This is a genomic window from Micromonospora citrea, assembly GCF_049629545.1.
GTDB classification, from domain to species: domain Bacteria; phylum Actinomycetota; class Actinomycetes; order Mycobacteriales; family Micromonosporaceae; genus Micromonospora; species Micromonospora citrea_A.
Genome location: NZ_JBNADX010000031.1, coordinates 42,858 through 68,905 on the forward strand (window position 1 = coordinate 42,858; position 26,048 = coordinate 68,905).

Here is a 26,048-nt window from a genome sequence, read left to right on the forward strand (position 1 = left end):
GAGGGGGAAGCATGCTTGCTGGGATCTGGGCTGAGCCTCGCCCCGCACGCCCGCCGGTGCGGGTCTGGCGGGACTGGGCGCTGTCCTCGGCTCTTGTCGCGATCTCGCTCGTCGAGGTACTGCTGCGCGACGACAGGGCATGGGCGCCGCTGCTGGTCGGTGTCAGCGTCGTGGTCGCGGCGTGCCTACTGTGGCGACGCACGCGGCCGCTGGCCGCAGTCACCGTTGCCTTCGGAGCCGTTCTCGCGTTCGACATCGCGAGGATCGCGGTCATTGATGCCACCGGTCTGCTGGGCATCGCAGGGCTGCTCGTGTTGCCCTACGCCCTGCTGCGCTGGGGGGCAGGGCGCGAGGCTGCCCTCGGACTCGGCATCATCCTCATCTGGCTACCCGTCACCCTCATCGCGGAGCCGACCTCACCCGCGGAGAAGGTCGCCGGTTACGGCTTCTTCCTGTTCTCGGCCGCGCTCGGCGCGGCAGTGCGCTACCGCACCAGAAGCCACGACCGCGACATGGAGCAGGTGCGGCTTCACCAGCGCAACGAACTCGCCCGCGAGCTGCACGACACGGTCGGCCACCGCGTCTTGGCCATCGCCGTCCAGGCACAGGCAGGTCGCGCGCTGTCCGCCGCAGATCCGAAGCGCGCGCTGGCCACCCTGGTCACCATCGAGGAAGAGGCGTCCCGGACGCTCAAGGAGATGCGAGCCCTCGTGGGCGTGCTGCGCGACGGAACAGACGCCGATCTCGCCCCCCGGCGAGGGGTGGTGGACGTCGAACGACTCGCTCGTCCCGGCGGCGAGGTGCTGGGCGTGCGCGTGCAGGTCTCCGGTGACGTCGAGGCCGTTGAGCCAGCAGTCGGCACCGCCCTCTACCTGATCGCCGCCGAGGCGGTCACCAACGCGACCCGCCACGCCTCCGGCGCCACCCACGTCACCGTCGACGTCACCGCATCCCGCAGCCAGGTGCACCTGCGGGTGCGCGATGACGGCGAGGCGAGTACGACCAGTTCCCCGCACGCCGGCTACGGGCTGCGCGGCATGGCCGAGCGGGCGAGCCTGCTCGGCGGCACCCTCCGGGCGGGACCTGACCCGGACGGCGGCTGGAGCGTCGACGCCTCGCTGCCTCGGACAGCGCGCGCGTCATGACCATCCGCGTGCTGGTCGCTGACGACCAGGACATCGTCAGGGCAGGGCTGTGCATGATCTTGGATGCCCAACCGGGCATCGCCGTTGTCGGCGAGGCCGCCGACGGCCGCCGGGCGATCGCCATGGCCCGTTCGCTGCGTCCCGATGTGTGCCTGCTGGACATCCGCATGCCCGAGGTCGACGGGATCGAAGCCACCCGTCAGCTCGCCGGGGCCGACGTCGTCGATCCTCTGGCCGTCGTCGTCATCACCACTTTCGACCTCGACGAGTACGTCTACGGCGCGCTGAAGGCAGGCGCCCGGGGCTTCCTCCTCAAGGACGCCGGCGCCGAGATGCTCACCCAGGCCGTCCATGCCGCCGCCCGCGGCGACGCCCTGATCGCACCGAACATCACCGCGAGGCTCCTGTCCTCCTTCGCGAACAGCCGCTCGCGCTCGGTGCCGCCTGAGCCTGTCGAGCCGCTGACCGCTCGTGAGGAACAGGTCCTGCTGGCTGCCGCTCGCGGGCGGACCAACAGCGAGATCGGCGATGAGCTGTCCATCAGCCTCAGCACCGTCAAGACCCACATCGCCGCCCTGATGCGCAAGCTCAACGCCCGCAACCGCGTCGAGATCGTCGTGTGGGCCTACGAGACACGCCGCGTCGACACCTGATCGGCGCCCGCATACTCGAATCGCGGAAGCAGGAGCGCCGGGGGGCCGGATAAGGCGAGGGACTCACCTCGGGCGGGTTGAGTGGGCATGCCGCTGGCTTCGGGCGCACCGTCGGACGTCCGGCGGCTGTCCCTTCCTACACGGGTGCGTCCTGCGGTGTCCCGGTCGCGTGTCACGGTGCTCGGTGCCCCGAAGGATCGACCACCGTGTCGGCGGCGGCCAACCCGTTACGGCTCCGACATCCCGCAGCGCTAGCTAGCTGTACTGCAACGGCAGTTGGTCAGGGGTAGCCGCGTCGTCACCGCGTGGGCCGCTCAGCACGGCCCGCTGCCGATCATCGAGGGCACCGTGATCCTGCTTCAGGTCGACCGGCTGCCATCAGGCGCTATCGCGAAACCGGTCTGGCTGTGGTGGTCGCAGGCGACCGCTACTGACGCCGAAGTCGACCTGCTCTGGCAAGCGTTTCTGCGCCGCTTCGACATCGAACACACCTTCCGCATGCTCAAGCAAACCCTCGGCTGGACCAGCCCGAAACTGCGCGACCCGCACGCCGCCGACCGCTGGACCTGGCTCGCGTTGACCGCCTACACCCAGCTACGCCTCGCCCGAGGCGCCGTCGCCGACCTGCGCCGGCCCTGGGAACGCCCAGCGCCCCCCGAGCGACTCACGCCCGCCCGCGTCCGGCGAGGGTTTCGGCACCTGCGCAGCAAAGCCGGCAACCCCGCCCTCGCACCGAAACCCTCCCGGCCAGGACCCGGCCGACCACCCGGACTACGCAACCGCCACCCGGCAGCCCGTCACGACGTCCACATCGTCACCGCCGTCACCAGCACGAAACCGAAAGACAGAACGAAGAAAGCGAAGACCTCGAACAACCCGAGGCCACGCCGCACAGGTTAAAGATCAAGCTAGCGGACGCGAAGCCCGGCGACGAGGAGGTCGACCAGGTGGCGTGCGTCGTAACGGGGATCGCTGCCCGCGCCGATGCAGAGATTGCCGACGCCGCGCAGCAGCCCGTAGGCGTCCATGTCGGGGCGGATCTCGTCGGCGGCGACGGCGGCGTCTAGGAGCTGGTCGCAGACCGGGACGAGCCGGTCGAGGAAGTAGGCGTGCAGGGTCTGGAAGGCGGCGTCGTCGGACTGTAGCGCTGCGGCGAGACCGTGCTTGGTGACCAGGAAGTCGACGAACAGGTCGATCCACCGGGCCAGAGCGGCGTGCGGTGTGTCGCTGTCGGCCAGTAGGGCCGGTCCCGCCTCCGCGCACGCCTCGATTTGGTGCCGGTAGACGGCGACGATGAGGTCGGCCCGGGTGGGGAAGTGGCGGTAGATCGTGCCCACGCCGACGCCCGCCCTGACGGCGATGTCCCGCACGGGCACGTCGACGCCGGAGGTGACGAACGCCGCGGCGGCGGCGTCGAGCAGGGCCCTCTCGTTGCGCCGGGCGTCGGCCCGCTTGCGCGGGACCGGTTGCTCTGAGCCGCTGTCGATGTCGGCCACGTCGCGTTACCTCCGTCACTCCACTTGGCATCCGGAACGTTGTTCCGTATGTTGTTTATCGGAACGTCGTTCCGCTTACTCAGCATACCGACCGGATGGGCCGCCACCAAAGCGTGTACCGCCGGACGCCTGTAAGGAGAACAGTCATGCAGTACCGCACGTTGGGTCGCACCGGTGTGCAGGTCAGCACCCTCGTACTCGGCGCGATGAACTTCGGCAAGATCGGCAACACCACCCAGGAGGACGCCACCGCCATCGTCGACGCCGCGCTCGATGCGGGGATCAACCTCATCGACACCGCCGACGCCTACAGCGGCGGCCAGTCCGAGGAGATGGTCGGCAAGGCCATCGCCGGCCGCCGCGACGCTGTCGTCCTGGCCACCAAGGCGACCCTGCCGATGGGCGACGAGCGCAACCAGCGGGGCGGCTCGCGCCGCTGGCTGGTCACCGCGCTGGAGAACAGCCTGCGCCGCCTCGGCGTCGACCACATCGACCTCTACCAGATGCACCGGTGGGATCCGACGACCAGCGACGAGGAGACGCTGTCGGCGCTGACGGACCTGCAGCGCGCGGGAAAGATCCGCTACTTCGGCTCCTCGACCTTCCCGGCCTACCGCATCGTGCAGGCGCAGTGGGCCGCCCGCGAGGGACGTCTGAGCCGTTACGTGACCGAGCAGCCGAACTACTCGATCCTGCAGCGTGGCATCGAGACCCACGTGCTGCCCGCGACGCAGGAGTACGGCATGGGCGTGCTCGCCTGGAGCCCGCTGGCGTCGGGCTGGCTGTCCGGGGCGATCCGTGCCGGCCAGGAGATCAGCACGAACCGCGCGGGCTTCATGCAGCAGCGCTACGACATCAGCATCCCCGCCAACCGCGCCAAGCTCGACGCCGTCGAGCAGCTCGCCACCGTTGCCGACGAGGCTGGCCTCAGCATGATCCAGCTCGCGCTCGGCTTCGTCACCGCGCACCCGGGCGTGACCAGCGCGATCATCGGCCCCCGCACGATGGAGCACCTCCGCTCGCAGCTCGTCGCCGCGGACACGGTGCTCTCGGCCGACGTGCTGGACGCGATCGACGCGATCGTGGCTCCCGGCGTCGACCTCGCCGCCCACGAGAAGAACGACACCCCGCCCGCTCTGCTCGACCCGGCGCTGCGCCGCCGCTGATCACCAGGCACGTCGGCGACCGGGCGGCAGACGGGCGTACGCCTACGCGTCCGTCTGCCGCTTGACCAACCGCACAGCCAGGCCTTACCGGGCTCGCGCGAAAGGACGAACGGACCCCATGCCAAGCAAGCCCTCGCCCAGCTTCGGGCTCATGACCGCCCCGATGCACGTCGACTACCACGACATCCTGCGGGTCTGGCAGGAAGCGGACGACATCGCCGAGATCGAGCACGCGTGGCTGTTCGACCACCTCATGCCCATCGGTGGCGACCCGGGCGGACCGGCGTACGAAGGCTGGACCCTGCTCTCCGCCCTCGCCGCGCAGACCGAGCGGCTGCGCCTGGGCGTGATGGTGACCAGCAACCGCTTCCGGCCTCCCGCGATGCTCGCCAAGATCGCCACGGTCGTCGACACCGTCTCCGGCGGGCGCCTCGACTTCGGCATCGGCGTCGGGTCGCGGCCTGGTCACCCCCTGGCCCGGCGGGAGTACGCCGCACACGGCCTGCCCTTCGCCGACACCGCCGACGCCGTGGGCAGCCTCGCCGAGGCGCTCACGGTCATCCGGCGACTCTGGACCGACAACGAACCGTTCGACTTCCACGGCACGTGCGTCGACCTCACCGGAGCGTTCGCCAGCCCCAAGCCCATGCAGCGCCCGCACCCGCCGATCGTGATCGGTGGCCGCTCCGCCGCCACGTTGCGGGTGGTCGCCAAGCACGCGGACATCTGGAACATCGCCAGCGGAGACGTCAACGACGCCGTCAGCCGCGGCGCCCTGCTGGAACGCTACCGCGCCGAAATCGGCCGCGACCCCGCGTCGATCACCCGCTCGATCAACCTGCCCGTCTCCTACGACCAGCCCAGGCTCACCCGGGACGCCATCGGCAGGGCGATCGGCGCCGGCTTCGGGCACATCGTGCTCGTGCTGCCGGCGCCCTACCCCGCCGGCGTCGCGCGTTGGGTCGCCGACGAGCTCATCACCCCGTCGGCCACATAGCGGCCGTGGCGGTTCGGTTCGAGTTGACCTCCGACCCGGTGACCGGCGACACGGGGAGTTGGACCGTTTTGCACACGCGGATCGGGACTCGGTTTCGCCGGGCGGAGCCGCGGCGGCGGGCGCGTCAGTACCTGTGCCGGTTGGTGTCGGGGCTGGGCCGCAAGAACGGCGGCGGTGCGCTTATCGTCGACGACACTGGGTTCCTGAAGAAGGGCACGCGGTCGGCCGAGATGCAACGTGAGGTTCCCCCCGGCCTGCCGGGGGTTGATGCCTGGCGCCGGTGGGTGTCAACGCCCGCTGAACCTCTAGCCCAACCCGCCGCGTAGCGGGCCCGCTACGCCCGCGAACACGACTGGCTGTGAGCGACCCGGCCGCCGGGTCACCGCCATCCGACAACGTCACTTGATGGATTGAGAGCATGATGTCCACCTGGATCACCACCCCGATCAGCACGGACCTCCTGCGCGGAGCGCTCGACGTGCAGCGCACCGCGCGCGGGGTGCTGCCGCACCGGCTGCCCGCCTGGGCCCGCGCCCAGAACACCGACGGGCAGCTCGCCATGGTGGAGGCACAGCCCGCCGGCGTGCGGCTGGCCTTCCGCACCCGCGCCACCGCGATCGAACTGGACACGCTGCCCACCCGACACACCTACACCGGCCTGCCGGACCGCCCCGACGGCGTCTACGACCTGCTCGTCGACGGCCACCTGACCGACCAGGCAAGCGTCACCGGCGGCGACACGGTGACCGTCGACATGACCAGCGGCACCGCGGAGCACCGGTCCGGCCCACCCGGCACCGTCCGGTTCACCGGCCTGCCCGACCGGGCGAAGGACGTCGAGATCTGGCTGCCGCACCACGAGCGGACCGAACTCGTCGCCCTGCGCACCGACGCCCCGGTGGCGCCCGTACCCGACCGGGGGCGCCGGGTGTGGCTGCACCACGGCAGTTCCATCAGTCAGGGCTCCAACGCCACCAGCCCCACCGCCACCTGGCCGGCCCTCGCCGCCGACCTGGGCGGCGTCGAGCTGGTCAATCTCGGCTTCGGCGGCAGCGCGCTGCTCGACCCGTTCACCGCCCGCACCATGCGGGACACCCCGGCCGACCTGATCAGCGTGAAGATCGGCATCAACCTGGTCAACACCGACCTGATGCGGCTGCGCGCCTTCACCCCGGCCGTGCACGGCTTCCTCGACACCATCCGCGACGGCCATCCCACCACGCCGTTGCTGGTCGTCTCCCCGATCTACTGCCCCATCCACGAGGACACCCCCGGCCCCGGCGCGTTCGACCTGGCCGCCCTCGCCACCGGACAGGTGCGCTTCCGGGCCACCGGCGACCCGGCGGAACGGGCGAGCGGGAAACTCACCCTCCGTGTCATCCGCGACGAGTTGGCGCGGATCACCGCCCAGCGCGCTGCCGACGACCCGAACCTGCACCACCTCGACGGCCTCGACCTCTACGGCGAGGCTGACTTCGCCGAGCTGCCGCTGCCCGACCAGCTCCACCCGGACACCGCCACCCACCGGCGCATCGCCGAACGCTTCGCGAAGCGGGCGTTCGCCGCCGACGGACCCTTCGCGGAACGCCGCTCCTGATCCACCTGCGGTCGGCCCGCGCCGCGCCGTTGATGTCCGATCGGCATGAATCCCGCGACTTCTGTCTTCGACCGCATGCCGGATCGCTGTCAGGGTCGAGTCTGTCCGACCGGCTGTCCGGTGCCCGGTCCACGTATCGACAAGGAGTGATCATGGTTTCCGCGACACACCGCCTGGTGGCCACGGCGGCAGTGATCTCCCTGGCCGCCTGCAGCCCCGCCGGTGCCGCCGAGCCGACGCGGGACAGCGCGGTGACGGCCCCCGCGTCACCCGCACCCGACCGGGAGCACGAGTTCCGGCAGCTGGAGGAGAGGTTCGACGCGCGGCTGGGCGTCTACGCGATCGACACCGGCAGTGGCCGGACGGTGGGGTACCGGGCCGACGAACGGTTCGCGTACGCCTCGACCTTCAAGGCGTTGGCCGCCGCGGAGGTCCTCGACGAGACCACCGAGGCCGAGCTGGACCGGGTGGTGCGGTACTCGGCGGACGACCTGGTGACCTACTCGCCGATCACCGAGCAGCACGTCGCCGACGGCATGACGCTGCGCGCCATCGCCGACGCCGCCGTGCGGTACAGCGACAACACCGCCGGCAACCTGCTGCTGCGCCACCTCGGCGGACCACAGACGTTCGAGAAGGAACTGCGCGAGATCGGAGACAAGGTCACCGATCCCGCGCGCTACGAGACCGCGCTCAACGAGGCCAGGCCCGGCGACCGGCGGGACACCAGCACCCCACGGGCCCTGGTTGAATCCCTACGGGGTACGCCGTCGGCGACGCCCTCGAACCCACGGACCGCGACATCCTCAACGGGTGGCTGCGGGAGCCGGCCTGATGCTGGGCACGATGACACAAGGTGATGCAGGGCGTGAGGTGGCGACACCGACGCGTGGCCGTGCGGACCGCTGTCTCAATCTCGCGATCGAGCAGGAAGCACTCACTGCGAGATTGCGGTCGCCTCCAGTTCGACGAGCACGTCGGGCTCGAAGAGGTGGTCCACCCCGATCAGCGACGCCGGCGGAAGGGGCCAGGGCAGACCGAGCTCCTCGACGACCGATTCGATCCCGGCCATGAACGGCCCGATCTTCTCGGGTGCCCAGTCGGTCACGTAGAAGGTCAACCGGACCACGTCCTCAAATGATGCGTCGGCTCCGGCGAGGGCCCGGCCGGTGTTGCGCAACGTCTGCGCGACCTGCCCGGTCAGGTCGCCCGGCGCAACCGGTGTGCCGTCGCCCAGGCGTGCGATCTGACCACTGACGTGGATGTGACGTGACCCGGTTGCCACCGCTACGTGATCGTAGGGCGTGTGCGGCTGGAGGCCGTCGGGGCTGAAGCGGGTGACGGGCATCGTTTCTCCTCTACTGGAACCAACTCGGTTTACCATTGATACCTAGTTGACAGAGGACACTTCAAGGAGACCTGGTTTCATGCGCGATACCACCACCGCCCCTGCCGAGGAGATGCGTATCGACGCGCCGCACCGCGAGTTGCTCGACCAGGTGTTGGACAAGTGGTCGCTCAGCGTTCTCAACGAACTGTGCGAGCGCCCGTGCCGGTTCAACGAGCTGCGCCGGGCGGTCCCGGCGGTGACGCAGAAATCGCTCACAGCGACCCTGCGACGACTCGAGCGCAACGGGATCATCGAACGCCATGTCGTGGCGACCCGCCCAGTCGCGGTGGAGTACCGGATCACCCGGCTGGGAAAAACCCTGCGTGCCCCGGTCGACGCCCTCCTCGAGTGGGCCGATACCTACATGCCGCAGATCGAACACGCCCGCAAGGCGTTTGACGCGGAGATCGAGTGACGACCGGCAATAAGAACCCAGGAAGAGATTTTTCGGCCGGGTAACGGGTAACGGGGCGGCCGGCCGCCGCCGGCGGCAGAATCTCCGGCATTCCGCGAGGCCCTACCGGGGTACGGCACGGAACCACGCCTCCCGATCGTCCGGATCGGGTCCGCGCCGGGGCAACGTCGGCGGCTCCTCACCGGTGACCGGCGCGTAGTGGTCGAAGGTCGTGGTCAGGACGGCCTCGCCACCGGTGAGGTCGGGAAGAGCAGCCACGACCTGCGGGACCCGCGCCGATGGCAGGGTGCCGCTCATCTCGAGGTAGCCGCCGGTGAGGGCGGTGTCCTGGACGACCGCTCCGAGCCGGCCGAGCAGCGCCAGCACCGTCTCCACCGCATGCTGGGGAACGTTGACGTCGAACCGCTCGACCGGTTGGCATACGCGGGTGCCGGCCTGGCGCAGCGCAGCAGCGACCACGACCGGGGCGAGATTGCGGAAGTCCGCCGCCACGGTCGAGATGGACTTGTCGAACTTCTGGTGCGGCCTGCTCTGTCGGGGGAAGTAGCGGGAGGCCGTCATGGTGACCGTGCAGTCGGTGACCGGCCAGCCGTGCCGGCCCTGCCGCAGCGCGGCCCGTACACCCTCTTCGGTGGCGGCGACGAAGGCCGGTGGAAGCCGGCCGGGTTCCACACCCGGGCGGAACTCGACACCGTGCCCGACCGGGGTGGCCTCAATGCGCAACCCCAGCCCGGCCAGGTACGGGTTGCCGCTCTCGTTCACCTGCTCCTCGGCGGCGCCGGTGCCGGCGACCCGTTCGATGCAGGCGGTCAGTGTGCCGGAGAACCGCACCCGGACGCCGTATCGGTTCTCCATGAGGGCGGCCAGCACCTCCTTCTGGACCTCGCCGTGCAGGTGGATCACCGCCTCCGCCTGCTGCTCGTCGAGCCGTAGGTTCACCAGCGGGTCCTCGTCGGCCAGCTCGGCCAGGCCGGCGAACATCGCCAGGCGCTGGTCTGGTTCGACGGGTTCGACGACCGCCTGCCTGGTCGGTGGCGGGAACCGGTAGACGTGCCGTCGAGGCGGGTCCCCGATGTGCTGGCCGATCCGGGCCGTCAGGCCGCGCACCGCGGCGATCTGCCCGGCGGACGCCGAGGGGCGCACCAGGACGCCGTCGGGCTCGGTGACGGCGATCTGGGTCACCGTCTGGGGGCGAGTGCCGGCGAGCTGCACCCGATCCCGTACGCGCAGCTGCCCGGACCACAGCCGTAGCCAGGCCCGCCGGCCGTGCCCGTCCCGATCGACGGCGAAGACGGTGCCCGCCAGCGGACCGTCCCGCTCCTCGCCCCGCGGCAGCAGGTCGGTGATGAGGCGGCACAGCTGCCGCACGCCGGCGCCGGTGATCGCCGAGCCGCACGTCACCGGGCTGAGATCGCCGCGGCGCACCGCGTGCCGGGTCGCATGCCGGACGTCGCGAACGCGCACCGGCTCGTCCGACAACCACCGCGCCGCGACCGCGTCGTCGACCTCCGCCACCGCCTCCACCACCGGTTCGGCGTCGAGGCTCACGGCCCGCACCCGGGCGGTGTACGCGCCCTGTCCGGTGACCGTGGTGAGCATGACCGGACGTGCCCCGAGCCGCTGGCGTACCTGGGCTATCACCCGGTCGACGTCGGCGCCGCGGCGGTCCACCTTGTTGAGGAAGAACAGCGTTGGTACGCCGATGCGGCGTAGCGCCCGCCAGATGGCGACCGTCTGCGGCTGGACTCCCTCCACGCTCGACACCACAAGCACTGCGGCATCCAGCACGGCCAGCGAACGCTCGACCTCCGCGATGAAGTCGGGGTGGCCGGGGGTGTCCAGCAGGTTGATGCTCAGATCGCCGAACGCGATCGACGTGACGGCCGCCCGGATGGTGATGCCGCGGCGGCGCTCCAACTCCATCGAGTCGGTCCTCGTCGTGCCGGCGTCAACACTGCCCAACTGGGACACGGCGCCCGCCTCGTAGAGCAGGCGTTCGGTCAGGCTGGTCTTTCCGGCGTCAACATGGGCGACAATTCCGAGATTCAACAACGCCAAGGCAGAACTCCACGGTAGGACGGTCCAGGGTCCGGAGCGTGGAATCTGCTCGCATCGTCACTCCTCGTCGTAGTCGTTGCGCCAGACGCCCTCCACCGAAGTGCTGCGGTGAGCCGTCTGCAGGATCGCACGCCGCTGCGACCGCCGCCATCGGATTCGGTTCCGGACCTCGCCCTCGTCTCCGTCGCCGGCGTGCTCGCCGGGTCGTCGACCTGGTCGAGGTCACCAGCGGGCGAAGGTCGCGAAGGCCGGCCAGCCGGCCCGCGACGGCAAGTTCGAGTTCACGGTCAAGTCGACCAAGTGCGGTGTCGCCAAGGTCGGCACCGACCTGCTCGGCGCCAAGGCCCAGGGCCAGTTCTGCCTGGTCACGGTCAACGTCAAGAACATCGGCAAGGAAGCGCAGATGTTCGACGGCAGCAGCCAGAAGGCGTACGCGGCCGACGGCACCGAGTACTCCGCCGACGGCGAGGCCGCCCTCTACGCCAACAAGAACGCCGAGACGTTCCTCAACGAGATCAACCCCGGCAACCAGGTCACCGCCGTCGTCGTCTTCGACATCCCGAAGAAGGTCACCCTCGCCAAGCTCGAACTGCACGACTCGCCGTTCTCCGGCGGCGTCGCCGTCGCGCTCGGCTGACCGCTCCCCCGTCCGCTCCGGGGCGGGCACGTCGCCCGCCCCGGCTGTTCACACCCCCACCTGTTCACACCCGGAGGAGCCTCGCCATGTCCGACCCGACCACCCCGCCGCCGGCCGACCAGCCCGCCGCGCCCTCCCACGCCGAGCCCGCCGTCACGTCGGCGCCCGCGAGCAAGGTCAGCAATGTCAAGGCCTGGGCGGTCGGCGGTGTCGCCCTGATCATCGCCTTGTGCTGCGGCGGCATCGCGCTCGGCGCGGTCACCGCTGGAGACGACGAGCCGTCCGCGACCGCGAGCGGCCCGACGGCCAGCCCCAGCTCGGCGGCCCCGACCACCGCTTCGCCGAACGCAACGACCCCGAACGCGACGCCCAGCACGGCACAGCCGACCACGGCAGTCCCGACCACGACGCTGCCCGCTCCGAAGCCGAAGCCCCCGTCCTACAAGGCGTTGACCGAGCGGCAGTGGAAGCTCGTCGCCAAGAACCCTGACGCATACCTCGGCAAGACCTACGTCGTGTACGGGCGGGTGACTCAGTTCGACGCAGCCACAGGCACCGACACCTTCCGCGCCAACGTGGCGCACCGCCGGATGGCGGAGAAGTACGACTACGAGACGAACACGCTCCTCAACGGCGACGAGACCCAGCTCGAGAACCTCGTAGACGACGACATCTTCCGCGCCAACGTCACGGTGCTCGGCTCCTTCAGCTACGACACCCAGATCGGCGGCGAGACGACGGTTCCGCTGCTGAAGGTCGACTCGATCAAGGTCCTCTGATCCACCTGCCCGAGACGTCAGGAGGCGTCGTGCGTCCCGATGAGTTCCTCCACGCCCTGACCCTGCTCCCCACCACCCTGCACGACCGCGCCGCCACCCTGCGCGCCTACACCCGCCCCACCCGCTGCCCCGACTGCGAGCGCATCGGCGACGCGGTGAAGGTAGCCGTCACCGCCGCCCGCTACGACGAATTCACCAGCGCCGCCGACCTGCTCGACACCGCCGAGACGCTGGCCGCCGCCCACGACACCCACCGCAAGCCGGCCCAGAGCAGCCAGCGCGGCCGTGGCTGGATCACCCGGTGGACGCACACGGCGGCGCCGCTGGTCGCCGCGACCGACGCGAGCTGGAAGGGCCGCGCCGGTGGCATCGGCTACCTGGCCAGCGACGGCCGGTACGGGCTGCTCGGCAGGGGCACCGGCCGGCTCGACCCGACCGGGGTGTCCCGGGTGCTGATCAACGAGCTGCGGGCGGTGGACTTCCTGCTGACCGCGTACGAGCAGCCGCCGGTCGGCATGACGGTGCTGCTGGACAGCCTGGCCGGCGTCCGGTGGCTGCACCGCTGGCAGGCCGGCGAGACCGACGCGATGCCCGCCGGCTACAGCCTGCGGCAACGCCGCTGGTCCGACCAGCCCACCCTGGTGCGGCTGGCCGGGCAGGTGGCCGCCCGACCGGACCTGGTCTTCGCCCACGTCAAGGGGCACAGCGGTCACCCGCTCAACGAGGCCGCCGACGCCCTGTCGCACATGGCCCGCCGCCGGCAGGTGGAGACGTTCGACCTGCGCCCCCGGGCCCGCGCCCTGGCCGAGGCGTTCCTGCACGACTGGCACGCCACCGCCGCCGTCTGACCCAGTCCCGGTCCGTCGACGCCGCGAACGTCGGCGGGCCCGCGGAGCCTTCCACGACTCACCCTCCACCGCGACTGGAGAGCGTTCATGACCGAACCCGTGTTGGAGCTGGTCTTCGACCGGCTCGCCGCCGACCCCGCCGTACCGGCCGACGTCGCCGACCTGGTCCTCGCCGCCCTCAGCGGCGACGACGACCTGACCGCCGCACTCGCCGGCACGCCCACCCGCCTCGACCCGCCCGCCACCGGCCACGCCGAGCAGCGGCAGGTCTGGCTGAAGTCGATCACCGTCGCCGGGTTCCGCGGCGTCGGGCCGCAACGCACCCTCGACATCCACCCCGGACCTGGGCTCACCCTGGTCGTGGGCCGCAACGGCTCCGGCAAGTCGAGTTTCGCCGAGGCCGTCGAGCTGGCCCTGACCGGCGACAGCGCCCGTTGGGCGGAGAAGACCAGCGTGTGGCGTACCGGCTGGCGCAACCTGCACACCCCGGACCCGTGCCGCATCTCGGTGGCGCTGCACGTCGACGGGGTGCCCACCCCCACGGTGATCACCCGCGCCTGGCGGTCCGACGCCGACCTGGCCGACGCCGAGGTCACCGTCACCAGCGCCGCCGGCCGGCCCGCCGGCCTCGCCGAGCTGGGTCTGGACCGGCCGCTGGAGCTGTACCGGCCGTTCCTCACCGCCGCCGAGTTGGGCCGGCTCGCCGCCGGCACGCAGAGCCAGCTCTTCGACGCGCTGTTCGCGATCGTCGGCCTCGACGCGATCACCGACGCCGACCGGCGTCTGCTGCGCGCCGCTGGGCCGCACGAGGCCAGCATCAAGGAGGTACGCGGACAGCGCGCCACCCTGGCCGCCACGCTGGACGGCGTCGACGACGAGCGGGCGGCGCGGGCCGCCGTCCTGCTGCGCCGCCGGGGTCCGGCGGACCTGCCGGCGCTGACCGCGATCCTCGACGAGCCCGACGAGGACAGCACCGACGAGGCGGTACGCCGCTGCCGGCAACTGGCCGAACTGAGCGTGCCGAGGGTGGACGAGGTGACCCGGCTCGCGCGGGAGCTGCGCGACGCCGTCGCGGACGTGGTGCGCCACGACGGGGGCCGGTCCCGGGCGGCGCTGCGCGGCGCGGAGCTGCTGCGCCTCGCCCTCGAACACCACGCCGACGCCGGTGACGGGCCGTGCCCGGTGTGCCGGACCGGGGCGCTGCACGGTGGCTGGCGGGTCGAGGCGGAGGCGACGGTCACCGCGCTGCAGCGGCGCAGTCTGGCCGCACAGGCCGCGTCGACCCGGTTGACCGCCCTGCTGCGGCAGGCGCACCACCTGATCGACGACCTGCCGCTGCCCGTCGCCGAAAACCCGAGGCCGGCCGCAGAGGGCAGCGCCAACGAGGAGGCCACTGCGCTGCGGGCGCTGACCGAGGCGGTGGCCGAGCTGCGGCGCGTACCCGGGGATCCGGTGGAGCTGGCCGACCACCTGCAGGCGCGGTATCCGGCGCTGGTGGCGGCGGCCGACGCGGCCCGCGCGTACGCGGCGGGTGTCCTGCGGGAGCGGGACACCGGCTGGCGGGCGGCGGCCGGGCAGCTGCGCGCCTGGCTGGCCGCCGCCGGTGCGCTGGCGGCGGCCGAGGCGACGCTGGCCCGGCTGAAGGCGGCGCGGGCGTGGCTGAAGGACACCGGCGCGGCGGTGCGCGACGAGCGGATCCGGCCGTTCGCGGCGCACTCGCAACGGATCTGGCAGCGGCTGCGGCAGGAGAGCAACGTCGAGCTGGGGGCGATGACCCTGGCCGGGTCGAACACCCGCAGGCGGGTGGTGTTTCCCGGTCAGTGTGGACGGCGCCGACAGCGGTGTCGCGCTCGGGGTGATGAGCCAGGGTGAGTTGCAGGCCCTCGGGCTGGCGGTGTTCCTGCCGCGCGGCTGTGCGGCGGACACGCCGTTGCGGTTCGTGGTGGTCGACGACCCGGTGCAGAGCATGGACCCGTCGAAGGTGGACGGCCTCGCCCGGGTCCTGGCCGAGTTGGCCGAGGACCGGCAGGTGGTGGTGTTCACCCACGACAGCCGGCTGCCCGACGCGGTCGGCCGCCTCGACCTCGGCAACGCCCGGGTGGTGGAGGTGCGGCGGGCCGAACGGTCGGTGGTGACGCTGCGACCCGGCGCCGACCCGGTCAGCCGGCACCTCGACGACGCGTGGGCGCTGGCCCGCACCGACGAGGTGCCCGTCGAGGTCCGCGCGCCCGTGGTGGCCGAGCTGTGCCGTACGGCGGTCGAGGCGGCCTGTCACCAGCGGATCTGGCGCAGCCGGGTGGCGGCCGGGGTGCCCCACGACGTCATCGAGTCGGCGATCGTTGCGGCGTCTCGCCGGTTGACCACGATCGTCGCGCTCGCCGTGTTCGACGACGCCGACCGGGGCGGGGACGTGCTGGGCTGGCTGGGCCGGCACGGTGCGGCCGTGGTCGGGGCGTACCGGGCGTGCCGGGAGGGTGTGCACGGCGCGTACCTGGCGGACCTGCCGGGTCTGGTCCGCGACGCCCGCGCGTTGACCAGGGTGTTGGGGTGAGCGCGCCGACGCCGGCCGCCTGCCTGGCGGCGGCCGACCAACTGCTGCGCGGTGCCGGCCCGCTCGGCACGAGCGCGGTCACCGCCGGCTGGTGGCCCCGGGCGTGCGCCTGCCTGATCCGCCTCGCCCTGGAAGGTGGCGTCGACTCCTACTGGCAGCGCAGTCGCCCGGCCGTGGCGGCGTGCCGGCAGGGTCGCGCCAAGCAGCTCATGCTGCGCGGCCGGCTCGGTCCGGGCCCGGAGGTGGCCCGCCGCGCCGCCTATGCGTGGGCGACGTTGTCGGCGGCCACCCACCACCACTGCTACGAGTTGGCGCCGACCGCCGCGGAACTGCGCCGCCTGCACACCGAGGTGCGCACCCTGCTCACCCGACTCGACGCCGATACGTGAGCCCGCAGCGCTCCCCGCTCGCGCAGCTCCTGCGGCACGCACGGTGGGCCGCCCCTGCCAGGGGCGGCCCACCGTCGCGGCATCAACTGGTCGCGCAGATGGCGTACGCGCGCAGGTTCCAGTTGCCGGTGAACGGGTCCTCCTCGTACGCGCCGGCGGAGATCGCGGTGGGCGCCGTGGTGCTGCTGCCGTTGGGGCGGAAGTCGTCCACCACCACCTCACCTTGCGCGCCGTTGACCTCGAACCCGGCACCGGTCATCACCTTCCCGACGGGGCAGGTGGCGGTGATGAAGCGGGAGTCGTTCGAGTTGTTCGGGCTGACTGCGGCGATCCGCACCAGCCCGGGGACCGGGTTGGCGCAGATGGCGTACGCGGTGACGTTCCAGTTGCCGAAGAAGGTGTCCGCCTCGTACGCCCCGACGGTCACCGCCGTCGGCGCGGCGACGGCGCTGCCGTTGGGCCGCAGGTCATCGACCACGCCCTCACCGGTGACGCCGGTCATCTCGAACCCGGTGCCGGTGAGCACCTTGCCCGTCGGGCAGGCCGCGGTGGCGCTGTGGAAGTTGTTGGAGTCGTTGCTGCTGGTCGCCGTGATCCGGACCAGCCCGGGGACCGGGTTTGCGCAGATGGCGTACGCGGTGACGTTCCAGTTGCCGGCGAAGGCGTCCGCCTCGTACGCCCCGACGGTCACCGCCGTCGGCGCGGTGGCGGCGCCGCCGTTGGGCCGTAGGTCGTCGACGACGACCTCGCCGGTGGCGCCGTTGATCTCGTAGCCGGTGCCGGTGAGCACCTTGCCGGTGGGACAGGTGGCGGTGACGAACCGGGAGTCGGTGGAGTTGGTCGCGCTGACGGCCGAGATGCGCACCAGGCCGGGTACGGCGGCGGAGGCCGGGGTGGCTGGTGCGACCAGGGCGGCGCCTGAGGCGCCCAGCACGAGGGCGAGCGTAAGCGCGGCGAGATGGCGTCTGATCGGCTGTGACATGTGGTGCTCCTGTTCCGCTACCCGCGTCGCCGTGCCGGCGTCCGGGGTGCCGCTATGACGAACTCACGTTAAGTAGCGGCGCGACCAGGCATTATCCAAGATTTGACTACGGCCAGTAATCGGCGGATGGCTGTTCTGCGTCAGATCGGCGGGTATAGACTCATCAATCCGACAGATCCGCCGACTGCGGACTGTGCGGCCGGCTCAGCCCGGCGAGTCAGGGCTGCTCGGCACCGCGTTCGACGCCCGCGGCCACACCGCTGGCGCCGCCTGCCGGGGACGTTGTGCTCGAACAGGTCGCGCCGTGCACGGTCAGGCCGGCGGACGCCACCGCCACCGCCGGTGGTCCGGCCAGCAGCAGCCCGATGGCGCCGACGGCGACGATCCGGTGCAGGATCCGGGGACGGGCCGGCGGGGCGAGCATCCGGCGTACCCGGTCGACGGCACCCGCGCCCGCCCCGAGGGCGTGCCGTGGCGTGCGGTCGGCGAGCTGGACGATGGCGGTGGCGACGGCGTGCCGGCCGTGGCGCTCGCTGGCACGGTCGTCGGCCAGGTGCTCCACCAGCCGTCGGATCTCCGCCTCGGCGGCACCGGCCATCCCCAGTCCGGGCAGCGCGCGGTGGAACGCGACGGCGAGGGCGACGAGGACGTGGTGCCGGCCACGAAGGTGAGCCTGTTCGTGGCGGAGTACGGCCGCGAACTCGTCGGCGGTGAGGGCGTCGCGGGCGGCGCTGGTGACGACGACCTGACCCGGGCGTCCGGGCAGGCAGTAGACCACGGGTGTGGCGTGCTCGACCAATGTCCACCCGTCACCGTCGTAGGTGCGGGCCACGGGCAGCAGCGCGGCGAGATGGCGGCGACGCCAACGGCGCGCCCCGGCGAACGTCAGGGTCAGGCTGATCGCGAAGCGGGCGGCGAGGACCGCGGTGGCGAGCAGCGCGATCACCGCGAGCGTGCTGTTCGGGGCGTCGAGGCTCGCCAGTGCCTGCGTGCAGGCCGCGATGATGCCGGCCAGACCGGCGGTGAGCGCGGCCGGCGGTACGGCGACGAGCAGCCCGGCGGTGAGGACGGCGACGGTGACGGAAAGTTCCGCACCGAGCCAGAGTCCGATGGTGAGCCGGGGGACGGTGGCCAGCCGCCCTGAGGTGAGGGCGGGGCGGGCGAGGGCAGCCACCGCAGCCGCCCAGCCGAGCAACACCAGACTGGTCACGGGGACGGCTCCCGGCGCCGGTCCAGTAGTTCGCGCAGGGCGGCCGCCTCGGCCGGAGTCATCGCGTCGACGAACCGGGCCAGCGCGGCCTGCTGGTCGGCGGCCGTGGAGAGCGCCTCGGCCATGAGGTGTCCGACGTGCTCCTCCCGGCTGGCCCGGGGTCGGTAGCGGTAGGCGCGGCCGGCGAGGTCGCGGTCCGCCCAGCCCTTGCGGTGCAGGTTGTCCAGCACGGTCATCACCGTGGTGTAGGCGAGGTCGCGCTCCGCCAGCGCGTCGACCATCTGCCGCACGGTGAGCGGGCCGGGCGCCGCCCACAGGACGTTCATCACGGCGGTCTCCAGCGGGCCCAGCGGCCGCTCGCCGCCGGCGTCCTGTCGTCCTGGCCTGTTCACGGGGCGACCCTACCGCCGGCCGTGACCGACTCCGGTCGGGCGGGGACCGGGCAGGCGCGTTCGCCGCGCAGCCGGCGCCGCAACGCCCAGCCGAGCAGGACGATCGAGGCCGCGGCGATGGCCGGCTGCGCGGGAGCGAACCAGCTCATCGCGCCGCTGTAGCCGAGCGCGAGCAGGACGATCTTGTTGCAGACCGGGCAGCCGACGGCGAACAGTGACAGGGTCGCCCCGGTCACGCCGGTGCGGGACTCCTTGCCGCCGCTCGGCTTGTCGCCGGTGCCGGCGATCGGTGCGACGTAGGTGGCCAGGAGCAGTCCGGAGAGCACGGCGGTGACCAGCAGCACCGGCCATGCCCACCAGGTGACGGCCATGTCGCGGCTGAAGAGCGGGGTGTCGATCAGATCGGTCGGCACGGCGATCACGACCGTGGTGGCCACCGCTGCGAGCACCGCCGCCACCCACCTGCGCGCGGTCCATGCGGCAAGACCCGACGTGACGCCCACGGCGGGGGCGGCAACGCTGGCGGCGGAGCCGGTGGCGGAGGGCCGGGCACGACGCCACCGGTACACCAGCACGACGAGCGCGCCGAGTGCGACGGCGAGCAGGAGCGCCACGTCCGGCACACCGCCGACCGTGGTCGTCACCCACTCCTGGGCGGCGCCCTCGATGTCGGTCAGGCCGAACCCGCCGGCCAGCCCCGCCGTGCCGTCGAAGACCAGGAAGAGCACTCCCAGGGCGACGAAGAGCAGGCCGGAGATGGTCGAGGTGGTGTGCAGGCGCAACCGGCCCACGGTGAACTGCCGCCCGCGCAGCCACCGGCGCTCGCCGATCCGCCACCGGTCCCAGACCAGGGCGAGCAGCAGCAGGGGCACGGTCATGCCGAGGGCGTAGACGGCCAGCAGGGCGCCGCCGGCCGCCGGCTGCGCGGAGGTGGCGGCGACGGTCAGGATGCCACCGAGGATCGGGCCGGAGCAGAAGCCGGCCAGTCCGTACACCGCGCCGAGGGCGAACACCGACAGCGCGGAGTCGCCGGTGATCCGTCCCATCAGCCGCTGCGCCGGCGCGAAGGCGAACCCCTTGCCGGCAAGCTGCACGATGCCGAGGGCGATGATCGACCACCCGGCGACCAGGATCAGGGTGTCGCGGTGCTGGAAGAACACACCGGCCACGGCGGTGGACCCGGCCCCCAGCGGCACGAGGACCGCCGCCAGGCCGAGGTAGAACACGCCGGTACGGGCGAGCAGCTGTCCCGGGTGCTGGAAGGCGTAGGCGAAGAAGGCGGGCAGCAGCATCGCGCTGCACGGGCTGAGCAGGGCGAGCACTCCCCCGAGCAGGGCGGCGAGGTAGCCGATGTCGGTCACTCGGCAGCCAGCTGCTTGTCGATGGCCTGCTTGAACGCCTCGTACGGCTGGGCGCCGATGACGGGCGTGTCGCCGACGATGAACGCCGGGGTGCCGGTGATGCCCATCGAGGTGGCTTCCTGGATGTCCCGGTCGATCGCGTCGCGGGTGACGGCGGAGGTCCGGGCGGCGTCGAAGCGGGCCAGGTCCAGGTCGTGGCGCTCGGCGATGCCGCGCAGCGCGGCGTCGTCGAGGGAACCGCCGTTGACCCGGCGTTCCTTGGCGTACACGGCGTCGTGGAACTGCCAGAACTTTCCCTGTTCGGCGGCGGCCCGCGCGGCGGCGGCGGTGTCGCGGGACTGCGCGCCCAGGTAGGGCAGGTCGCGCCACTCGATGCGGACCAGCCCCTGGTCGACGTACTCGCGGATCAGCCTGGGTTCGGTCTCGCGGGCGTAGCGGCCGCAGAACGGGCACTGGAAGTCGGCGTACTCGATGATTACGACGGGCGCGTCCGGTTTCCCGAGCGAGACGGGATCGTTCGGGGTGCGCCGGGCCAGGCCGGCGAAGGGGTTCGCCTCCTGCCCACCGCCGGATCCTGCGGCGGCGGTGCCGCCGACCGGGTCCGCCGGCTTGTCGGCGGGCCGGCCGAGGACCGCCAGCACGGCGACGATGGCGATCACCACGACCGGTCCCAGCCAGCCGACCGTCCGGCGGATCGGGGGCGTCTGTCGGGCGGTGCGCGACGGCGTTCCGGGGCGCTGCATGTCTCCTCCAGTCCAGTACTAGGAGACCTAGTACTATGGCGGATAGTACTAGGTAGGTTAGTGGAGGGGCAGGGGGGCACTCGGATCCGCCGGGATGACGCTGACGACATGCCGCAAGGTCGCGACGACCTCCGGCAGAGGGCGGGCGACGGCCACACCCCTGCCGTCGGTCCGGGCGTCACCGACTGGACGACGCCCCGGACACCTTGGCCCGCACCTCATCCATGTCCAGGTCACGGACCGCCTGGATCACCTGCTCCAGAGCGTGCGCCGGCAGCGCGCCCGGCTGGGAGAAGACCAGCACGCCGTCACGGAAGGCCATCAGCGTCGGGATGGACCGGATCTGGGCCGCCGCGGCGAGACTCTGCTCCACCTCGGTGTCCACCTTGCCGAAGACGATGTCGGGGTGCCTCTCGCTGGCCTGCTCGAACACGGGCGCGAAGCTGCGACAAGGGCCGCACCAGCTCGCCCAGAAGTCGACCAGCACGATCCCGTCGCCGGTCACGGCCTGCTCGAAGTTTCCGCTGTTCAGCGCCACGCTACCCATGTCCAACCTCCACTTTTCGGCAACGACTTCCGACTCAGACCAACATACCCCCCGGGGTATTTATTCCTCGAGGTCGCGTCGTCACCGCCGTACCCGGTGGCCGGAATGGCGGACCCACCTACCGCGCTATGGTCGACGTATACCCCCCCGGGTATAGAGAGCGGAGGAAGAGATGCGAGAGGTCAACCTGGCGGAGTTCGCCGCCGCGCACGCCGACGGCGCTGTCGTGGTGGACGTGCGGGAGCCGTTCGAGTACGTCGAGGGTCACGTGCCGGGCGCCCGCCCGGTGCCGCTGGGGCAACTGCCGGCGATGGTCGGGACTCTCCCCCGCAACCGCCCGGTCTACGTCATCTGCGCCAGCGGCAACCGCAGCCTGTCCGCAGCGCAGTTCCTGGCCCGTGCCGGCATCGACGCCCGGTCGGTCGCCGGCGGCACCGGCGGGTGGGTCCGCAGCGGACGCGCCGTCGTGACGGGAGCGGACACGTGAACCTCTGACCCTGTGATCAGGGGAGCCTGAACGGACGCGACCCCATCCCCAGCGCTCGAACTCGGACGCGAGCAACCCGGTCAGGGTCGCCGCGCGACCGCTAACGGTCGAGGGTGCCGGCGGGCGCCATGACGCGCAGGGCGTTGGGGTCCAGTCCGATCCGGATCGGCGTCTGGCCGTACGGCTCGCCGTCGACCTCTACCTGTGCCGGCCGGTCGGTGTCGAGCCAGAGCTGACCGACGGCGAGGAACGGTGCGTCACCCAGCGTGCGACGGTGCCCGGTCGCCGCGTTGCGCGCCGTGTCCCGCAGCAGTCCACTTCGGGTCGGCCCGCCCACCGGGTACGCGACCAGCAGCCGATCGTCGGCGTCGGCGTCGGCGGTGATCGGCCGCCCGGCGTGGAACCCACCGTTGGCCACGTACAGCTGGTGGGTGACGAACGCGTGCTCACGCCCCTCGGCGCGCACGGTGGCGCGCAGCGGCCGGTGCCGGGCGAGCAGCGCCAGGGCGGTGAGCGGATAGGCGAGCCGGCCGACGACCTTCTTCAGCCGCGGCGGCGTGCGGAGCATGATGTCGGCGGACAGGCCGATGCCGACGTGGTTGGTGAAGCGCATGTCGCCGACGAGGCCGAGGTCGACATCGACCACCGTGCCGTCGGTGAGGACCGCGACCGCCGCGTCGAGGTCGAGCGGGACGCCCACCGTACGGGCGAAGTTGTTGGTGGTGCCCAGCGGCAGCAGACCCAACGCGATGTCACGGTGGGCGAGCAGCCGCGCGGCGGTGCCGATCGTGCCGTCGCCACCGCCGACGACCAGGAGGTCCGGCCCGAGGTCCACCGCGGCCGCGAGGCTGCGCTCCAGCTCACCGGCGCGGTCGACCGGGTACGCGCCGAGCAGGGTGAACCCGGCCGCGACCAGCCGTGACCGTACGGCGTCGTAGCGGCGGCGACCTTGACGCGAGTGGGCGTTGACGACGAGCACGGCCCGCCGCTCCCGCCGGATCACCGCACCCAGTTCCTGCTTGGTCCGCACAGCGCCAGACACTATCCCGCCGCAGCCCTCCGCACCGACGCCTCGGACAGCCCAGCGACAGCCACGAGTCGCCGAGCCGCAGTGCGGCTTCCCGGTGATGACCAGGTCAACGCAGCACCGACGGCGAGCCGGGTGCCGGTCCTGCCCCGTCCACATCGTCCGCCCCGGCCAGGTTCCGTCTCACAGATCATGGTGGTGGCTCGTGGCCGGACCCCGGGAATCCGTCGTCGAGGAGGAGCGCATGCCGCAGCCGGTCGACCTCGGGGTGGTGGCGGCTCAGGCCCGGGCGCTGTACGCGCGGGGTGCGACCGGGCGGAGGTGACCCGAGCGGTGTTCGGGTTGGAGCCGCCGGCGGCGGATGGGGCGTCGGCCATGACGCCCGCGAGTTGCGGGTCCGCCGGACAACGGTGTTGGGCTGTGACGCCTCGACGCGAGGGCCGACAGGGACTCGGACCCTGAACCCCACCCGGGGGTGAAGATGAGCTGACACGCTCCGGCGGGCAGGACAGCGCCGTCGGCTGTCCTGCCCGCCGGGGTTCACGGGCGGTGGGCGAAAGGGTTACGGCGTCACCGGCCTGCCCCCGAAGGTCACGACGAGGCGGCCGTCCGAGGCGAAGGACCAGCCCAGGGCACCGGAGTACGCCGAGCACCGGGATCCGTCGGAGCCGGACCAGAACTGGTTCGAGCTGTCGGAGTTGCCGATGATCCGGTCGTTCGCCCCGCTGTCGCAGGAGGTGTTGTTCCGGAACACCGAGGAGCCGCCGTCGAAGTTGAAGTTCCGTTCGGCGTTGCCGACCCCGGCGTTGTTCGACACCGTCATCGTGCCGGTGTTGCGGTTGTAGGTGAATCCGTGCTTGCCGTTGTCGTAGGCGATGTTGCCCCGGACGATGTGGTTCACCCCGATGTCCTCGCCGCCGAGCTTGAAGCCGTTGCGGTCACCGGCACCGGCCTGGCCACCGTTGCTGAGGGTGCCGTTGCCGTAGGCCAGAGAGGACTCGATGGTGACCGCGCCGATGGCGCCGGTGTCGCTCTTGGTGTAGAGGTCGTATCCGTCGTCGATGTTGTTGTGGGCCACGGTGTACCGGAAGACGTTGCCGGGGCCGACCGTGAGCTTCGGGGCGAAGCCGTCCGCGTCCTCGCCGTCGGAGTCGACGTTGTCGTGCGAGACCGAGCTGACCACGAGGTTGTTCGAGGGCCACTGGTCACGGGGCGCGCCGGCGACCAGTCGCGACAGCTGGAGCCCCGAGTCACGGTTGTGCCGGGTCACCGTACGCTCGATGATGTTGTTGTTGCCGGCGAGGAGGATTCCGTTGTCCCCGGCGCGCTCGACGACGATGCCGCGGATGTGCCAGAACGATCCGCCGATGGCGAGCCCGCGGTTCGCCGGATCCTCACTCTGTGCGGAGAAGTTCAGGACCGGGGTCTCGCCCGGGTAGGCGAAGATGTTCTTGCGTGCGCCCGAGGTGCCGTTGTTGCCCTGGCCGATGGTGATGGTCTGGGAGTAGCGGTAGGTGCCGCCGCGCAGGTAGATCGTCCCACCGGCGGCGATCCGGGTGATCGCGGAAGTGAGCGTCGTCGGGCTGGACTCCGTGCCGGCGGCGCTGTCGGTGCCGTTCGGTGCCACGTACAGCGCGTTGCTCGACGGCGGCGGGGTCGTCGGGGGCGTGGTGGGCGGCGGGGTCGTCGGCGGCGGAGTGGTCGGTGGGGTGGTCGTCGAGCTGTAGGTTTCGAACTCCGCGACCCGCGGGGTGCCGTTGGCGCTGGTGATCTCGAAGTTGATCTTCTTCAGTGAGGTCGGCGTGAAGGTGATGACGCCGGCCCCGTTGCCGGTGGCCAGGACGGCGCCGTTGTCGTTGTTGACGACCCTCCAGGACCCGATCGCCCCGACGGCGCCGGCCGCCTCCCGGATGTTGATCGCGCCCACCCGGGTGGACGAACCCCACTTGATCGAGATACGGCCGGTCGAACCGGAGGGCGACCAGTAGGTGCTCATGTCGCCGTCGCGCACGTTGCCGTAGCTCGTCCCGTCGGCCTTGCTGGAGCCGTCGGAGCCCGCGCCGAGGCTGAGGTTGGTGCCACCAGGCGTGCCGGGCGGCGGGGTGGTGGGCGGAGGGGTGGTGGGCGGCGTCGTGGGCGGAGGGGTGGTGGGCGGCGGGGTCTGCGGGGTGCAGTTGCCGTCCGACACCTGCAGGCCCTTGTTGGCGCCGGCGGTCTGGCTGATGACGCCGGGCACGCAGTTGGCCCCGTCGAGGCGGTAGGAGTAGGGGATGCTGACGGTGGTGTTGGACTGCGGGTTGGGGCCGGCGGGGTTGTGGTCGCTGCTGCGCGCCGACCAGGTCACGTTGTCGAAGGTGTTGCCGCTGACCTGCCAGTAGCCGGCTTCGCTGGTGTAGAAGGTGCCCAGGACGTCCTTGGAGTCCTTGAAGTAGTTGTTGTCGACCTTGGCCTTGGCGCCGGCGCGGGAGTTGATGCCGGACTCGTGGAGGTTGACGTAGTGGTTGTTGTAGATGTGGGCGATGCCGCCGCGCAGCAGGGGCGTGCGGGAGTCGATGTTCTCGTACTTGTTGTGGTGGAAGGTGACGAAGCCGTTGGAGCGGTCGCTCTCGCTGGAGCCGATGAGGCCGCCGCGGCCGGAGTTGCGCAGGATGCTGTAGGACAGCGTCACGTACTGGGTGTTGTTCTTCATGTCGAAGAGGCCGTCGAAGCCCTCCGACTCGCCGCCCGAGGCCTCCAGGGTGACGTGGTCGACCCAGACGTTGCGGACGTTGTCCTCCATGCCGATGGCGTCACCGCCGTTGGACGTGGGGGAGCCCGACTTCTTGACGTTCCGGACGGTCACGTTCTGGATGATGATGTTGCGGGAGTTGCGGATGTGGATGCCGAGCTGGTCGAAGACCGCACCGCCGCCGACACCGAGGATCGTGACGTTGCTGATGTCCTTGAGTTCGATCAGCCCGTCGGCGGTGTTGCAGCTCGCACCCGACACCTTGCTGGTGTTGCCGTGGTTGATGGTCCCCTCGACCTGGATGATGATCGGGGTGCTGCTACTGGCCCGACTGCACAGGGCCGCGTGGATCGCGGTCCCCGTCGTGGCCCGCACCGTCTGCCCACCCGCGCCGCCGGTGGTCCCACCGTTCTGGGTCGCGAAGCCGGTGACGCCGCCGACCGCTGCCGA

Annotated in this window: 24 protein-coding genes and 3 pseudogenes; 16 read left to right on the plus strand and 11 right to left on the minus strand. The window is 71.6% G+C overall.

Going from position 1 to position 26,048, the window contains the following annotated elements; all coding sequences use genetic code 11:
• Positions 1–11 precede the first annotated feature (11 nt).
• The 3 genes and pseudogenes from ACPFP2_RS25995 to ACPFP2_RS26005 form a co-directional block, all read left to right on the plus strand.
• Entirely contained in the window at positions 12–1,145 is a 1,134-nt protein-coding gene (locus tag ACPFP2_RS25995) for a sensor histidine kinase (RefSeq protein ID WP_424092297.1), read from the plus strand.
• Positions 1,142–1,798: a response regulator gene (locus tag ACPFP2_RS26000; RefSeq protein WP_424092299.1), complete on the plus strand. Its 657-nt coding sequence runs from the start codon at positions 1,142–1,144 to the stop codon at positions 1,796–1,798. Before ACPFP2_RS25995 ends, ACPFP2_RS26000 begins: the two co-directional genes overlap by 4 nt.
• Before the next feature lie 303 nt (positions 1,799–2,101).
• Positions 2,102–2,698: pseudogene (locus tag ACPFP2_RS26005) on the plus strand (NF041680 family putative transposase); the annotation flags it as partial.
• 8 nt (positions 2,699–2,706) lie between these two features.
• Here the strand turns inward: ACPFP2_RS26005 and ACPFP2_RS26010 are convergent.
• Complete coding sequence (locus tag ACPFP2_RS26010; protein WP_424092301.1) at positions 2,707–3,294, minus strand: TetR/AcrR family transcriptional regulator; 588 nt, start codon at positions 3,292–3,294, stop codon at positions 2,707–2,709.
• A 146-nt stretch (positions 3,295–3,440) separates the two neighbouring features.
• Here ACPFP2_RS26010 and ACPFP2_RS26015 point away from each other — a divergent pair, with 146 nt between their 5' ends.
• The 5 genes and pseudogenes from ACPFP2_RS26015 to bla all read left to right on the plus strand — a co-directional run.
• On the plus strand, positions 3,441–4,460 hold the full coding sequence (locus ACPFP2_RS26015; protein WP_424092303.1) for an aldo/keto reductase: 1,020 nt from the start codon (positions 3,441–3,443) through the stop codon (positions 4,458–4,460).
• A 151-nt stretch (positions 4,461–4,611) separates the two neighbouring features.
• Entirely contained in the window at positions 4,612–5,457 is an 846-nt protein-coding gene (locus tag ACPFP2_RS26020) for an LLM class flavin-dependent oxidoreductase (protein ID WP_424092304.1), read from the plus strand.
• A 58-nt stretch (positions 5,458–5,515) separates the two neighbouring features.
• A pseudogene (locus ACPFP2_RS26025) lies at positions 5,516–5,699 on the plus strand (IS701 family transposase); the annotation flags it as partial.
• 176 nt (positions 5,700–5,875) lie between these two features.
• The gene (locus ACPFP2_RS26030; protein WP_424092306.1) at positions 5,876–7,054 is read left to right on the plus strand and encodes a GDSL-type esterase/lipase family protein; all 1,179 of its coding nucleotides are present in this window, start codon (positions 5,876–5,878) and stop codon (positions 7,052–7,054) included.
• Between the two features lie 152 nt (positions 7,055–7,206).
• A pseudogene (bla, locus tag ACPFP2_RS26035) lies at positions 7,207–7,877 on the plus strand (class A beta-lactamase); the annotation flags it as partial.
• 114 nt (positions 7,878–7,991) lie between these two features.
• On the opposite strand, the gene ACPFP2_RS26040 reads toward bla, so the two are convergent.
• Positions 7,992–8,402: a RidA family protein gene (locus ACPFP2_RS26040; RefSeq protein WP_424092308.1), complete on the minus strand. Its 411-nt coding sequence runs from the start codon at positions 8,400–8,402 to the stop codon at positions 7,992–7,994.
• Positions 8,403–8,481: 79 nt separating this feature from the next.
• On the opposite strand from ACPFP2_RS26040, the gene ACPFP2_RS26045 reads away from it, so the two are divergent.
• Positions 8,482–8,859, plus strand: coding sequence for a winged helix-turn-helix transcriptional regulator (locus tag ACPFP2_RS26045; RefSeq protein ID WP_424092310.1), 378 nt, complete (start codon positions 8,482–8,484; stop codon positions 8,857–8,859).
• A 102-nt stretch (positions 8,860–8,961) separates the two neighbouring features.
• Here ACPFP2_RS26045 and ACPFP2_RS26050 read toward each other — a convergent pair whose 3' ends face one another.
• Complete coding sequence (locus ACPFP2_RS26050) at positions 8,962–10,908, minus strand: GTP-binding protein (protein WP_424092312.1); 1,947 nt, start codon at positions 10,906–10,908, stop codon at positions 8,962–8,964.
• A gap of 163 nt (positions 10,909–11,071) precedes the next feature.
• Between ACPFP2_RS26050 and ACPFP2_RS26055 the strand changes: the two genes are divergently transcribed.
• The 6 genes from ACPFP2_RS26055 (at position 11,072) to ACPFP2_RS26080 (ending at position 16,121) form a co-directional block, all read left to right on the plus strand.
• Positions 11,072–11,554 (plus strand): DUF4352 domain-containing protein, encoded by a 483-nt coding sequence (locus ACPFP2_RS26055; protein WP_424092341.1) that lies wholly within the window; start codon positions 11,072–11,074, stop codon positions 11,552–11,554.
• A gap of 86 nt (positions 11,555–11,640) precedes the next feature.
• Positions 11,641–12,333, plus strand: a complete 693-nt coding sequence (locus tag ACPFP2_RS26060) for a hypothetical protein (protein ID WP_424092314.1) — start codon at positions 11,641–11,643, stop codon at positions 12,331–12,333.
• A 29-nt stretch (positions 12,334–12,362) separates the two neighbouring features.
• Positions 12,363–13,181: a ribonuclease HI gene (locus tag ACPFP2_RS26065; protein ID WP_424092316.1), complete on the plus strand. Its 819-nt coding sequence runs from the start codon at positions 12,363–12,365 to the stop codon at positions 13,179–13,181.
• Between the two features lie 87 nt (positions 13,182–13,268).
• Positions 13,269–15,053 carry an AAA family ATPase gene (locus ACPFP2_RS26070; protein WP_424092317.1) on the plus strand — a complete coding sequence of 595 codons (1,785 nt, stop codon included), beginning with the start codon at positions 13,269–13,271 and terminating at the stop codon, positions 15,051–15,053.
• Positions 15,040–15,732 (plus strand): AAA family ATPase, encoded by a 693-nt coding sequence (locus ACPFP2_RS26075; protein WP_424092319.1) that lies wholly within the window; start codon positions 15,040–15,042, stop codon positions 15,730–15,732. The genes ACPFP2_RS26070 and ACPFP2_RS26075 overlap by 14 nt, the downstream gene beginning before the upstream one ends.
• The gene (locus tag ACPFP2_RS26080; RefSeq protein WP_424092321.1) at positions 15,729–16,121 is read left to right on the plus strand and encodes a hypothetical protein; all 393 of its coding nucleotides are present in this window, start codon (positions 15,729–15,731) and stop codon (positions 16,119–16,121) included. The genes ACPFP2_RS26075 and ACPFP2_RS26080 overlap by 4 nt, the downstream gene beginning before the upstream one ends.
• An 82-nt stretch (positions 16,122–16,203) precedes the next feature.
• Here ACPFP2_RS26080 and ACPFP2_RS26085 read toward each other — a convergent pair whose 3' ends face one another.
• The 6 genes from ACPFP2_RS26085 to trxA form a co-directional block, all read right to left on the minus strand.
• Entirely contained in the window at positions 16,204–17,103 is a 900-nt protein-coding gene (locus ACPFP2_RS26085; RefSeq protein ID WP_424092323.1) for a hypothetical protein, read from the minus strand.
• A gap of 217 nt (positions 17,104–17,320) precedes the next feature.
• Positions 17,321–18,313, minus strand: a complete 993-nt coding sequence (locus ACPFP2_RS26090; RefSeq protein ID WP_424092324.1) for a M56 family metallopeptidase — start codon at positions 18,311–18,313, stop codon at positions 17,321–17,323.
• Positions 18,310–18,705 (minus strand): BlaI/MecI/CopY family transcriptional regulator, encoded by a 396-nt coding sequence (locus ACPFP2_RS26095; RefSeq protein WP_424092326.1) that lies wholly within the window; start codon positions 18,703–18,705, stop codon positions 18,310–18,312. The genes ACPFP2_RS26090 and ACPFP2_RS26095 overlap by 4 nt, the downstream gene beginning before the upstream one ends.
• Entirely contained in the window at positions 18,702–20,066 is a 1,365-nt protein-coding gene (locus tag ACPFP2_RS26100; RefSeq protein ID WP_424092327.1) for a cytochrome c biogenesis CcdA family protein, read from the minus strand. Before ACPFP2_RS26100 ends, ACPFP2_RS26095 begins: the two co-directional genes overlap by 4 nt.
• Entirely contained in the window at positions 20,063–20,809 is a 747-nt protein-coding gene (locus ACPFP2_RS26105; protein WP_424092328.1) for a DsbA family protein, read from the minus strand. Before ACPFP2_RS26105 ends, ACPFP2_RS26100 begins: the two co-directional genes overlap by 4 nt.
• A 178-nt stretch (positions 20,810–20,987) precedes the next feature.
• Entirely contained in the window at positions 20,988–21,356 is a 369-nt protein-coding gene (trxA, locus tag ACPFP2_RS26110) for a thioredoxin (RefSeq protein ID WP_424092330.1), read from the minus strand.
• Between the two features lie 172 nt (positions 21,357–21,528).
• Here trxA and ACPFP2_RS26115 point away from each other — a divergent pair, with 172 nt between their 5' ends.
• Positions 21,529–21,843, plus strand: a complete 315-nt coding sequence (locus ACPFP2_RS26115; protein ID WP_424092331.1) for a rhodanese-like domain-containing protein — start codon at positions 21,529–21,531, stop codon at positions 21,841–21,843.
• 100 nt (positions 21,844–21,943) lie between these two features.
• On the opposite strand, the gene ACPFP2_RS26120 is transcribed toward ACPFP2_RS26115, so the two are convergent.
• Positions 21,944–22,873, minus strand: a complete 930-nt coding sequence (locus ACPFP2_RS26120) for a diacylglycerol/lipid kinase family protein (RefSeq protein WP_424092333.1) — start codon at positions 22,871–22,873, stop codon at positions 21,944–21,946.
• A gap of 559 nt (positions 22,874–23,432) precedes the next feature.
• Positions 23,433–26,048, minus strand: a 2,616-nt coding sequence (locus ACPFP2_RS26125; protein ID WP_424092334.1) for a right-handed parallel beta-helix repeat-containing protein, incomplete at its 5' end; no start/stop codon positions are given.